Origin of the sequence: Flavobacterium sp. UW10123, assembly GCF_040538975.1 — a bacterium.
GTDB lineage: Bacteria > Bacteroidota > Bacteroidia > Flavobacteriales > Flavobacteriaceae > Flavobacterium.
On sequence record NZ_JBEWQE010000011.1, the window covers coordinates 165,107 to 177,751 of the forward strand.

Below are 12,645 nucleotides of genomic sequence, written 5' to 3' on the forward strand. Positions count from 1 at the left end.
GTGTTGATTTAGTAAAACTATTAAGTATGGCTAAAATAAAATTTGTTTTAATTCTGTTTTTGATAAACTCTATCTGTAATGGACAAATTAATAATTCTTCAGAGCGTATTGGAGTATGTACTGATTTGACTTATCAGTATGGCTCAAGTATCATTTCTGATGGAGATGGTGGAGCTATTGTTTTCTGGAAAGATGAAAGAGAAAGAGATAAGCCAGAATTAGGCGGATATTCAATATTTGCGCAGAGAATAACTAAAGATGGTACAATAAAATGGAAAAAAGATGGAATTAGGGTTTGTTCCAGAACTTTAACAAATTATGGACCGATAGTTATTCCTGACGGTAAAGGAGGTGCTATCTTTGCTTGGGAATATACTGGCGAAGATAGTTATGGTTATGATGTACATGCTCAAAGGATTAATGGGGATGGTATTTTACAATGGACATTAGATGGTGCAACGGTTTGTAAAATGGTTGGTGCGCAACAAAAAATTCAGCTTGCTTCTAATGGAAATGGAGGTGCAATTATAACTTGGTATGATTCCAGAAATACAAATGAGAAAGCTATCTATGCGCAAAATTTAAATTTTGATGGTTCTGTTAAGTGGATAGAAAATGGAGTTTTATTGTCTAAAACGTATGATGTCGATACCGATTTTAAAATTATTTCCGATGGAAATAAAGGGGCTATTATAGCTTGGACAGATAATAATAATCCAAATCTTAAAAGAGGAATGTACGCACAAAGAATTGATAGTGATGGGAAAAAACTATGGAATGAAGAAGGTGTGTATATTAAAACAAAAGGAGGAAGTGCATATAATCCTTCTTTAGTTACTGACAGCGGTAACGGTGCTATTATTTCGTGGGAACACAGGATCGATACAGGAATTGCAATAAATATAAGTATGCAAAGATTGGATGATAATGGAGTAATAAAATGGGGGGAAAATGCAGTTCCTATTTTTGATTTGGATGTTTCACAAGGAAAGGAGTCTAGAATGGTTTCTGACGATAACGGAGGTGCAATTATTACATGGAAAGATGGAAGAGTTAACACCATCAATTATCCTAATATTTATGTGCAAAGAGTAAATGCAGAAGGAATTCCAAAATGGGTAAAAAATGGAATTGCTATTACTAATTATCAATATACTTCATCGGACACACCAAGAATAGCGAAAGATGGTGCGGGCGGAGCAATTATATCGTGGGATCAGAGAGATTTTGGAACCGCTGTAATGATTCAGAGTATTAATGCAGCTGGTGAAATGCTATGGAATGCATCTGATAAACCTATTGGCGAAATGGGTTTTGGTTCTAATATTATATCCGACGAAGTAGGTACGGCAATAATCGCATGGAATTATAGCGTGTCAACGCATAATATTGACGTTTATGCTAAAAAGATAAGTTTAAAAAAGAATCTTTCAATTGATGAACATGTAAATGTAGCGAATCCTTATGTGAGAATATTTCCTAATCCTGTTCATAGTTTTCTGACTTTGGATTCAGCAGAGAATTTTAAGTCTCTTTCAATTATAAATCAAAATGGGCAAATAATTTCAACTTTTAAAGGTGATGTAAAAAAAGTTGATTTTAGTTCTCTCCCTTCTGGAGTATACTTTATGGATATTTTAACTGCTAAAGGTAAAATAATTAAAAAGGTAATAAAGTATTAAAATCTTTAAAATAAAAAAACAGGAGCTTTTAAGCTTCTGTTTTTTTTATTTTATCTAAAAGATATTATTTTTTAGAACCACAAACCATTTGCTTTAGTAAAGCCCATTGTTTTAATGCATCTCGAGCTTCAACAGCAGGGTATCCTAACATTGTTTTTCCAGCGGGAACATCTCCTGTAACACCAGATCCGGCGCCAATCATAGCTCCATCTCCAATTGTAGTGTGATCTTTTATAGATGCGCTTCCTCCAATAACAACTCCATTTCCTAAGGTTACAGAACCTGCTAAACCACTATTTCCAGCCATAATGCAGAACTTACCTAATTTGCTATTATGTCCAATCTGAACTAAATTGTCTATTTTACATCCGTCGCCTAGAATTGTAGAACTAAATTTCCCTCGGTCAACACAAGAATTTGCACCAATTTCAACTCCGTTTCCTATGATAACATTTCCAATTTGCGGAATTTTTACCAATCCTTTTTCTGTACAAGGACGAAATCCGAAACCATCTGCACCAATTGTTGCGTTTGGGTGAATTATGCATTCGCTTCCGATATGACAACGTTCACGAATAACGGTTCCAGACCAGATAATTGTGTTTTTTCCAATTGTGCATTCGTCTAAAATGGTCACATTCGGATAAATTATTGTATTCGCGCCAATTTCAACTTTTGGACCGATGTAACAACCAGCACCAATTTTGGCGCCTTCACCAATTATAGCAGTTTCGTCTATAGTGGCTGTTTTATGAATATTGTTATGAAAGATTGGGGCGGGGGGAGCAAAAAGGGCAAGGATTTGTGACATTGCCAAATCGGCATTTTTTACTTTTATAAAAGCGCGGTTTTCTCCAGGTTCAATTGAAATGTCTTCGTTTACCACTGCTATTGAAGCATTAGATGTCGACCAGTATTTTTCGTATTTTTTATTTCCGATAAATGAGATTTCCGAAGTAGTTGCTTTTTCTAATTGTTCTGTTGCGGTTATGCTTTGTGAAGTATTGCCGTAAATTACGCCATTAATAACTTCGTTAATTTCTTGGATAGAATAGGATCTCATTGAAAAATTTTAATCTGACTAAGGGTTATTTTTTGCCAAATAAAATGAATTACATTTTAATTACCTAATTAATTTTTCTTGTTTATTAATAAATGTTTAAAATAATAATATAATTTTTACAAAAATAATATTTAAAATGCTAATTAAATGAAGTCTTTTCAATGTGTTGATTGGTTGTTGTTTAGGTTTTTGAATAAAAAAGCTAAAAATGGTGAAGTAAAATAAAAAAAAAATAATTGTTAAGTGATAGCTTACATTCGAATTGTTAATTCACTTATTGAGTGGGAATTTAAAAAAAAATCGGTTCAATTTAATGAACCGATTTTTTGTGTATTATTCTTTAATTTTTGATAATGAAACAGCGTTAATGCAGTAACGTAAACCGCTTGGCGGCGGACCGTCGGGAAAAACGTGGCCTAAATGTGCATCGCAAACATTGCAGACAACTTCAACACGAATCATTCCGTATGATTTGTCTGCGTGGTAGCCAATTGCATTTTCTTTAATTGGCTGTGTAAAAGAGGGCCAGCCAGTTCCTGATTCAAATTTTTCACTTGCATCAAAAAGAACAGTTCCACAGCATTTACATTCGTAAATTCCAGGATCAAATAAGCTGCATAATTCAGAACTAAAAGATCTTTCAGTTCCCTTTAAGCGTGTCACTTGAAATTCTTCTGGAGTTAGAACGTGTTTCCATTCTTCTTCCGTTTTTTCCACTCTTTTATCTGGAGTTGGATTTCCTTTATTTGTAAAATGAATTACATCTGCCCATTTTATCATAACTTTTTGTTTTAAAGTTTTAGGTTTCCAGTTTACTGTAATTGCAAACGACAACTGAACTATAAAAAAATGACCACTGAAATACTATTCTTCCTCTTTCTGTCCCATCATCATCAGATAGGCTTTCAAGAAAGGATCAATATTTCCGTTCATTACACCGTCGACATCACTTGTTTCATAGCCTGTACGAACGTCTTTTACTAGTTTATAAGGTTGCATCACATAATTACGAATTTGCGAACCCCATTCGATTTTCATTTTTCCAGCTTCGATATCAGCACGCTGCGCTTGTTGTTTCTTTAATTCGATTTCATACAATTGAGAACGAAGCATTTGCATAGCACGCTGTCTGTTATCTTGTTGAGATCTCGTTTCAGAACATTGAATCTGAATTCCCGTTGGTTTGTGAACCAGCTGGACTTTAGTTTCAACTTTATTTACGTTTTGTCCTCCAGCACCACTCGAACGAGAAGTTGTAATTTCGATATCAGCAGGATTAATGTCGATTTCGATACTATCATCAACTAATGGATAAACGTAAACAGACACGAAAGAAGTATGACGTTTGGCATTACTGTCAAATGGTGAAATACGAACCAAACGGTGAACGCCATTTTCTCCTTTTAAATATCCAAAAGAATAATCTCCTTCGAATTCTAAAGTTACAGTTTTAATTCCAGCAACGTCTCCTTCTTGAAAGTTAAGCTCTTTAATTTTGTAGCCATAACTTTCTCCCCACATCATGTACATACGCATCAGCATTCCTGCCCAGTCACAGCTTTCTGTTCCTCCAGCACCTGCTGTAATCTGAACCACAGCGCTTAAACTGTCACCTTCGTCAGAAAGCATATTTTTGAATTCGATATTTTCGATATGTGCTTGTGCAGCTTCATATTGTTCATCTAATTCATCTACAGAAAGTTCTCCTTCTTTGTAAAAATCATAGGCCAGCTGTAATTCTTCTGTGAGTGCTACTGCTTTATCATAATCTTCAATCCATTTTTTCTTGTTTCGAAGATTTTTTACAATGTTTTCGGCCTCTTTTGGATTGTTCCAAAAATCAGGTGCGAACGTTTTTTCTTCTTCGTTTGCAATTTCGATTAGCTTGGCATCAACGTCAAAGATACCTCCTCAACGCACCAAGGCGCTCCACAATACCTTTTACTTGTTCGGCTGTTGTCATAAATTAATTAATAGGTTTTTATATGTTTTTTAGAATTATTACGTTAATTTGGTCTAGAGAAACCAGCGAGTTAAATTTTACCAAAACTTGCTGAGAATAACTATAAGTAATACGTAATTTTGCATACAAAAATAAGATATAGTTTTTAGAATATGGAAATAAATTTAATCAGCGATACCATAACAAAGCCTACTTATGAAATGCTGCAGTATATGTTTAACGCCCATGTTGGCGATGATGTATACAAACAGGATCCAACGGTGATTGAATTGGAAAACAGAACAGCAGAGTTTTTTGGTATGGAAGCTGGACTTTTCTTTCCGTCTGGAACTATGGCAAACCAGACTGCAATTAAACTGCATACACAGCCTGGAGAACAGTTAATAGCTGATAAATACGCTCACGTTTATCATTATGAAGGCGGAGGTGTTTCTTTCAACAGTGGCGTTTCTTGTTGTCTGTTGGATGGAAACCGTGGCATGATTACGGCGGCGCAAGTGAAAGCAGCGATAAATGATCCTGAATTTTATCATAGCCCGCTAACGAGTTTAGTTTGTGTTGAAAATACAACGAATAAAGGTGGAGGTGCATGTTACGAATTGGAAGATTTAAGAGAGATAAAAAAGGTTTGCGATGCTCATAATTTAAAGTTCCATTTAGATGGCGCTCGAATTTGGAATGCGTTAGTAGCTAAAAGACAGAATCCTAGAGAATTTGGTGCAATTTTCGATACTATTTCGGTTTGCTTGTCTAAAGGATTAGGTGCTCCAATTGGTTCTGTACTGCTTGGAAGTAAAGTTGATATTTATAGAGCGTTGAGAATCAGGAAGATATTAGGCGGAGGGATGCGTCAAGTAGGTTATTTAGCTGCAGCGGGATTATATGCTCTAGCCCATAATATCGAAAGATTAGCAGAAGATCACCGCAGAGCAAAAGAAATTGCAAAAATCTTAAGCACAAAACCTTGGATTTCATCTATTGAACCTGTAGAAACTAATATTCTGATTTTTTCACTTGCAGAAGGTTACAGCGATCAATTGTTAATTGAGAAATTAAAACAGAAAAATATACTAATAAGTTCTTTAGGGCATAATAAACTCCGAATTGTAACACATTTAGATTACAAAGAAGTAATGCATACTTATGTGTTGGAAACGCTTTCGAAGTTTTGAAAGAGAGGTTCAAAGTGGCAAAGGTTCAGAGGGACAGAGGTTATAAAAAAAGAGGGTGTAAAAACATCCTCTTTTTTTATGCCAAAGAAAAAAAACTCTGAACCTTTGCAACTCTGAACCTTTGTCCCTATTATTTAAACAAATTATCCATTCCAGGAATAGAAGGCATATCCATTCTTGAAACAGCATCTAATTCTCTTTCGTTTACACTTGTTGCTTTTTCTATAGCTTTGTTTAATGTTACAATTAAGTAATCTTCTAATTGTTCTTTATCTTCCAGTAAAGAATCGTCAATAGAAAGTGATTTTATTTTTCTACTTGCAGTGATAGTAACTTTTAATAATCCGTCAGCGCTTTGTTCATCAATCAAAACAGTATCTAAGCGCTTTTTTGTATCTTCAATTTTTTGCTGGGTTTCTTTAAGTTTACCCATCATTCCCATTAAATCCATTTTTGTTGATTTTTTAAATTATTTCAGACAAAATTACTATATTGCTGTGTTAATTCAATAGAATAATTTAAGAAAAAATTAATTCTGTTCTGTTGGGTTTGTGCTATTTTTGCGTCTTCATATTTAAAAATTAATGCTTAATAAATGCAAAATGATATATCGCCCCCAAAGGCTAAAATAATTCCAAAGACATTAAAAAAACATAAAGAAGCTAGGGTTGATAACTATTTCTGGCTTAATGACAGAGAGAATTCAGAAGTAATCGATTATCTAAATCAGGAGAATGCTTATTACGAAAGCATGACTGCCCACACTCAAAATTTGAAAGATAGTCTGTTTGAAGAAATGAAAGGAAGAATTAAAGAAGATGATTCTTCGGTTCCTTATTTCTACAATGGGTATTTTTATATAACACGTTTCGAAACAGGTCAGGATTATCCAATTTTTGCCAGAAAAAAAGGAAGTCTTTCTGCAGAAGAAGAAATTCTTTTTAACTGTAATGAAATGGCAAAAGGACATGCATATTTCAAATTAGGAGGTTTAAGCATTAGTCCAGATAATAAATTTGCTAGTTTCGGAGTAGATATTGTAGGGAGAAGAATCTACACTATTCAAATTAAAAACTTAGAAACAGGTGAAATTTTAGCTGATAAAATAGAAAATGTTACAGGAGCTTCTGTTTGGGCAAATGACAATAATACTATTTTTTATGTTAGACAAGACGAAACAACCTTAAGAGCAGATAAAGTTTTTAGGCATAAATTAAATACCAATTCAGAAAATGATGTTTTGGTCTATAACGAAGTCGATGATACTTTTAATGTGTCTATAAGCAAAGAAAAGTCAAGAAAGTATATTGTTATTGGTTCTGGAAGCACTTTGACAACGGAATATAGAATTTTGAATTCTAGTAATCCAGAAGGAGAATTTACTGTTTTTCAGCCACGTGTTCGCGGATTAGAATACAGTATTTCTCATTACGAAGATTCGTTTTATATTCTGACCAATAAAGATAAGGCGACGAATTTTAAGTTAATGAAAACGCCAGAAGACAAAACAGGAAAGAAAAACTGGGTAGATCTTATTCCGCACAGAGAAGATGTTTTGTTAGAAGATATTGAGATTTTTAAAAACTATTTAGTTGTAGAAGAACGTTCTAACGGATTGAATCATATTAGAATCATGCCATGGAATGAAGAGTCAGATTACTATCTTCCATTTGGCAGTGAAACCTATAATGCATACACGACAACAAATGTTGATTTTGATACAGATATTTTGCGTTACAGTTATCAGTCATTGGCAACTCCGTCTTCTGTAATTGATTTCAATATGAAGACTAAAACCAAAGAGATTCTAAAAGAGCAAGAGGTTTTAGGTGGAAAATTTGATAAAGACAATTATATAGAAGAACGAGTTTGGGCAACAGCAAGAGATGGAGTAAAAGTGCCTATTTCTATGGTTTATAGAAAAGGATTGGAGAAAAATGGTAAAAATCCGCTGTTGCTTTATGCATATGGTTCTTATGGAATTACTATGGATACTTATTTCTCTTCGACAAGATTGTCGCTTTTAGACCGCGGATTTGTTTATGCAATAGCGCATATTAGAGGAGGTGAGGACTTAGGAAGACAATGGTATGAAGACGGAAAACTGTTAAAAAAGAAAAATACCTTTACAGATTTCATTGATTGCTCTAAATTTGTAATAGACCAAAAGTATACTTCTCCTGAACATCTTTATGCAGAAGGAGGATCTGCTGGAGGACTTTTGATGGGAGTTATCGTAAATGAAGCTCCAGAATTATATAATGGCGTTATCGCTCAGGTGCCTTTTGTAGACGTAATTACCACGATGCTGGATGACAGTATTCCGCTTACAACTGGAGAGTATGACGAATGGGGGAACCCTAACAATAAAAAATATTACGATTATATGTTGTCGTACTCGCCTTACGATAATGTAAAAGCACAGGAATATCCTAATATGTATGTTTCTACCGGATTGCATGATTCGCAGGTACAGTACTGGGAGCCAGCTAAATGGGTTGCGAAATTGAGAGATTTAAAAACAAATAATAAACTTTTGTTTTTAGATACTAACATGGATGCAGGTCATGGCGGGGCTTCGGGACGTTTTGAGGCTTTAAAAGACTTAGCAAAAGAATTTAGTTTTTTATTAGATTTAGAAAAAATTAAAAGCTAATTAGAAATTTTTTGTTAAATTTGCAACCTATCAAGGTTAATTTAAAAAGGCCTTTGATTAACTATTTTTTTATGAAAGAAGAAATAACCGCTTATAATAATGTTTTAGAGTTAATAGGAAACACCCCCCTTATTAAACTAAATAAAATCACCGAAGAGTTAGAAGGAAATTTCTACGCAAAGGTAGAAGCTTTCAACCCAGGTCATTCCTCAAAAGATAGAATAGCATTATATATTATTGAAGAAGCCGAGAAAAGAGGAATTCTTTCTCCAGGAGATACCATTATCGAAACCACCTCTGGTAATACAGGATTTAGTTTAGCAATGGTAAGCATTATTAAAGGTTACAATTGTATTTTGGCTGTAAGTTCAAAATCATCTAAAGATAAAATTGACATGTTGAGAAGTTTAGGCGCCAAAGTGTATGTCTGTCCGGCTCACGTTTCTGCAGATGATGAAAGATCTTATTATAATGTAGCCAAACGTTTGCACGAAGAGACAAAAGGGTCAGTCTATATTAATCAATATTTTAACCAATTGAATATTGATGCTCACTACAACACTACAGGTCCAGAAATTTGGGAACAGACAAAAGGACAAATTACACACTTAATTGCTTGCAGCGGAACAGGAGGGACTATTTCTGGAACTGCAAAATTCTTAAAAGAAAAAAATCCAAATATTAGAATTCTAGGAGTTGATGCTTTTGGATCTGTATTAAAAAAATACCACGAGACAAAAGAATTCGATAGCAAAGAAATTTATCCATACCGTATAGAAGGTTTAGGTAAAAACTTAATTCCGTCAGCTACAGATTTTGATATTATTGATAAATTCATGAAAGTAACCGACGAAGAAAGTGCTCATTCTGCGAGAGAGATTACTAGAAAAGAAGGTTTATTTGTTGGATATACTTCTGGAGCAGTAATGCAAGCTATTAAGCAATATGCAGAAGAAGGCGAGTTTACAAAAGATAGTAATATTATTGCTATTTTTCCAGATCATGGTTCTCGTTACATGAGTAAAGTATTCAGTGATGACTGGATGAACGAGCAAGGTTTCTTTGATAGTGTTAATGAAGAGGAAGCTCAAAAAATTGAATTCGTAAAGTAATAAAGTACTTTTCAAAATATAAAAACTCCATTCGTAATTTGCGAATGGAGTTTTTTTTTTGAAGCAAATTCCTGAGAAATACTAAACGGGTAAAAAGTGTAATTTGTGGTATTGTTGAATATACCGTATTTATACGTAAGAAATTATGAATTTAGATAGTTTTAATTTAATAATTTAATAGTATTTATGATTTTGTGTAAAAGTTGTTTGTTGATAAAATTGTTGAAAAGTGTTACTTTAACGAGTATTTAGGTCAGTTGTCGGAAATATTTCGGCTAAAAATCATAATAATCTAGTTTTGAGGTGTTAAAATAACATAAGTTGTTTAATCCCTAAAATCTACTATTATGAAAAAATTACTACTAGCAGTATTGTTTGTAAGTTTTTTGAATGTGAACGCGCAAACACCGATTCAGGAATTTAACTTTAATGGAACTTTAAACAATACAGCAAACACCATCTCGTTTATCGGAACCAATAATTTTGTAGCTGACCGAGCAGGAGTTGTAAAAGGCGCTCAGCGATTAAATAACAAAGCTCTAGAAGCTGTAATCGATAACCTGCCTCAAGGGAAAAGCTCAAGAACAATTAGTATTTGGGTTAAATTCAATGATATTTCTAATCCAAACTATGTATGGGGTTACGGAAATCCTTTTAATGCACAATATTGTGGCTTATTACAGCAGGGAACAACTTCTTCTAACTCTGATTTGAGTTTGGCAGCTTGGGGCGCTTCTAATGATGTAATTGTGTCTACACCTCTTGAAAAGAATGTTTGGTACAATTATGCTATTACATATGAAGGTACGACTTCTAAAATATATCGTGACGGTAAGTTATTGAAATATCTCGAAGGTATGGCAAGATCTACTAATGGAAACATTTTTAGATTAGGCGAAATCAATACAATGGTAGGAATTAATGCAGATATAGATGATTTAAAAATTTATAACGTTGCTTTAACTCCAGATCAAATACGTGAGTTATATGAGAACGAAAAAGCATCTAACTTACTTGCAGTGGCTGCAGAAGCGAAGACCACTGCAATAAAGGCAAAACCAAATCAAACAATAATTACTTCGGGCGATGTTAACGGATCAGCAAAAAGCATCGAAGTTTATTCGCAAGGACAAAAAATAGTGGGAAGTAATGCAACGAATTTAAGCGATCTTCCAGAAGGGACCTATTTATTAAAAATTACCAGTACTCCATCGAAAAAAATTACCTCAAAATAAATGGTTTTTTAGTTTGTTTCTTTATTAGTTAGTTTTTTTATTGCGTAAGCAATTGGGTTTTTGGAATAGTAAGGAAAGCTTTCTGGTGTTCAGAAGGCTTTTTTTAGTTTAATAAAACAATTCGGTGGATAGACTGACGCTATTATTACCCATTAAGTACTTTTCTTAAGAAGTCTTTTGATTTAATATTGCAGGTATTTTCAAGTATTTTAAAAAAGAGAATGTTGTTTGAGACGTAAAAAGTGTTTTTGTGAGAATCGTTCATTTGCATGTAGGAATGGTTTGGATATGCTGAATTTTAATTATATTTTTAACAAATTTTATAAAAATAATAAATGAAATTTTGAAATTGAAAATCTATAGAGCATCAATTTTATAATAAATTACTATTTGCCTTAAACCAAAACGATTCTGATAAAAGCTATTAATTATGAAAAAAATATTACTCACTTTAATGTTTGTAAATTTTTTAACCGCCAATGCGCAAAATCCGGTTCAGGAATTTAATTTCAACGGAAATTTAAACAGTGCAGACAATACCATTTCTTTTTTGGGTGCTCCAGTCTTTGTAAACGATAGATTGGGAAGCTCTAAAAGCGCTTTACGACTTACAAATAAAGCTTATCAGGCTGTAGTAGGAGAGCTTCCTCAGGATAATAAGCCAAAAACGATATCGGTTTGGGTAAAATTCAACGCAGTTAATATTCCGAATTACATTTTAGGATACGGTACAGCAGTAAACGGACAATATTTCGGATTAGTACAGCAACCTGTATCTGGAAGTACTGCAGATTTAAGTTTGGTAGGTTGGGGAGATACAAATAATGTAGTAGTTTCAGTGCCATTAGTAAAAGAAACTTGGTACATGTACAGTATCACTTATGATGGAAATATATCAAAAATATATCGTAATGGTGAATTGCTGAAATCTGTAGAAGGAATTCAGCGTTCTGCAAAAGGGTATATTTTAAATCTGGGTAAATTAAATAACTCGACAAGTATCAATGCAGATATTGACGATTTAAGATTGTATAGTGTTGCTATGACAGACGAACAAGTTAAAGAAGCGTATAATAGTTCGAAGCCAAATGGAGCAGCAGTAACAGAAAGCATGCCCATTTCAAGTCCTGCAACTTCAAATGTATCAAAAAAGACTACAGTTGCACCTGTAAAAGCATCTACGCCATCATCTGCAGTGTCTGTTGAAACAAATAAAAGCGGTAAAACTATTGAAGTTTTCTCTCAAGGAAGACAAATAATGAGTGCTAACGCTTCTAATATAACTGATTTGCCAGAAGGAACTTATCTGATTAAGGTTATCAATTCAGCAGGAAAAAAATAGTTATTTATAAAAAAGCCCTCCATATTTTGGAAGGCCTTATTGTATTATCTTTTTTTCTGCTGACCTGGAGCATAAGCTTTCGCACTTTTATCTCCATTCATTTTCTTTGCTTGTCCTGGTGGTATTTTTTTACCTGGAGCAGGGTGATGATGGTCATGAGTGTGCACATGTGTACTGCAGCTGATTACACTTAGTACTAAGAACAAAAGAACTAGCGCTACTACAGCAATTCGAGTGATTTTTGATGTTTGCATTTTTAGTTTTTAATTTTATTTGAGGTGTTGCAAATATACTCGAAATGTTAACTTTAACTATGTTTAAGCTTAGTTTAAAATGAGTTCAAATAATCATTGCAATATGTTTTGTTAAGGAGGAAGATTTTTTTTATAATTGAAATCTTGGTCATAGTTAGCAACTTAA

Annotated in this window: 11 protein-coding genes; 6 read left to right on the forward strand and 5 right to left on the reverse strand. The window is 33.6% G+C overall.

Annotated features, from left to right (window positions below; genetic code table 11):
- Positions 1 to 26: 26 nt before the first annotated feature.
- Positions 27 to 1,682 carry a T9SS type A sorting domain-containing protein gene (locus ABXT06_RS14515; protein ID WP_354591388.1) on the forward strand — a complete coding sequence of 552 codons (1,656 nt, stop codon included), beginning with the start codon at positions 27 to 29 and terminating at the stop codon, positions 1,680 to 1,682.
- Between the two features lie 64 nt (positions 1,683 to 1,746).
- On the opposite strand, the gene lpxD is transcribed toward ABXT06_RS14515, so the two are convergent.
- From lpxD to prfB, 3 genes are all read right to left on the reverse strand, one after another.
- Positions 1,747 to 2,745 (reverse strand): UDP-3-O-(3-hydroxymyristoyl)glucosamine N-acyltransferase, encoded by a 999-nt coding sequence (gene lpxD, locus ABXT06_RS14520; RefSeq protein ID WP_354591389.1) that lies wholly within the window; start codon positions 2,743 to 2,745, stop codon positions 1,747 to 1,749.
- 333 nt (positions 2,746 to 3,078) lie between these two features.
- Complete coding sequence (msrB, locus tag ABXT06_RS14525) at positions 3,079 to 3,525, reverse strand: peptide-methionine (R)-S-oxide reductase MsrB (protein WP_354591390.1); 447 nt, start codon at positions 3,523 to 3,525, stop codon at positions 3,079 to 3,081.
- Positions 3,526 to 3,609: 84 nt separating this feature from the next.
- A protein-coding gene (gene prfB, locus ABXT06_RS14530) for a peptide chain release factor 2 (RefSeq protein ID WP_198857162.1) occupies positions 3,610 to 4,708 on the reverse strand; the annotation gives its coding sequence in 2 pieces (ribosomal slippage) (positions 3,610 to 4,644 and positions 4,646 to 4,708; 1,098 coding nt in all).
- 152 nt (positions 4,709 to 4,860) lie between these two features.
- Here prfB and ABXT06_RS14535 point away from each other — a divergent pair.
- Positions 4,861 to 5,880, forward strand: a complete 1,020-nt coding sequence (locus ABXT06_RS14535; RefSeq protein WP_354591391.1) for a threonine aldolase family protein — start codon at positions 4,861 to 4,863, stop codon at positions 5,878 to 5,880.
- Positions 5,881 to 6,010: 130 nt separating this feature from the next.
- Here the strand turns inward: ABXT06_RS14535 and ABXT06_RS14540 are convergent, their stop codons facing one another.
- Entirely contained in the window at positions 6,011 to 6,331 is a 321-nt protein-coding gene (locus ABXT06_RS14540; RefSeq protein WP_354591392.1) for a YbaB/EbfC family nucleoid-associated protein, read from the reverse strand.
- Positions 6,332 to 6,475: 144 nt separating this feature from the next.
- Here ABXT06_RS14540 and ABXT06_RS14545 point away from each other — a divergent pair, with 144 nt between their 5' ends.
- From ABXT06_RS14545 to ABXT06_RS14560, 4 genes are all read left to right on the forward strand, one after another.
- Positions 6,476 to 8,536 carry a S9 family peptidase gene (locus ABXT06_RS14545; protein ID WP_354591393.1) on the forward strand — a complete coding sequence of 687 codons (2,061 nt, stop codon included), beginning with the start codon at positions 6,476 to 6,478 and terminating at the stop codon, positions 8,534 to 8,536.
- Positions 8,537 to 8,607: 71 nt separating this feature from the next.
- Positions 8,608 to 9,648, forward strand: coding sequence for a cysteate synthase (capA, locus tag ABXT06_RS14550; protein ID WP_109194804.1), 1,041 nt, complete (start codon positions 8,608 to 8,610; stop codon positions 9,646 to 9,648).
- Between the two features lie 347 nt (positions 9,649 to 9,995).
- Positions 9,996 to 10,883, forward strand: coding sequence for a LamG domain-containing protein (locus ABXT06_RS14555; protein WP_354591394.1), 888 nt, complete (start codon positions 9,996 to 9,998; stop codon positions 10,881 to 10,883).
- A gap of 430 nt (positions 10,884 to 11,313) precedes the next feature.
- Positions 11,314 to 12,225: a LamG domain-containing protein gene (locus tag ABXT06_RS14560; RefSeq protein WP_354591395.1), complete on the forward strand. Its 912-nt coding sequence runs from the start codon at positions 11,314 to 11,316 to the stop codon at positions 12,223 to 12,225.
- Positions 12,226 to 12,269: 44 nt separating this feature from the next.
- Here the strand turns inward: ABXT06_RS14560 and ABXT06_RS14565 are convergent, their stop codons facing one another.
- A complete protein-coding gene (locus tag ABXT06_RS14565) occupies positions 12,270 to 12,479 on the reverse strand; it encodes a hypothetical protein (protein ID WP_354591396.1) in 210 nt (69 codons plus the stop codon).
- Positions 12,480 to 12,645 lie beyond the last annotated feature (166 nt).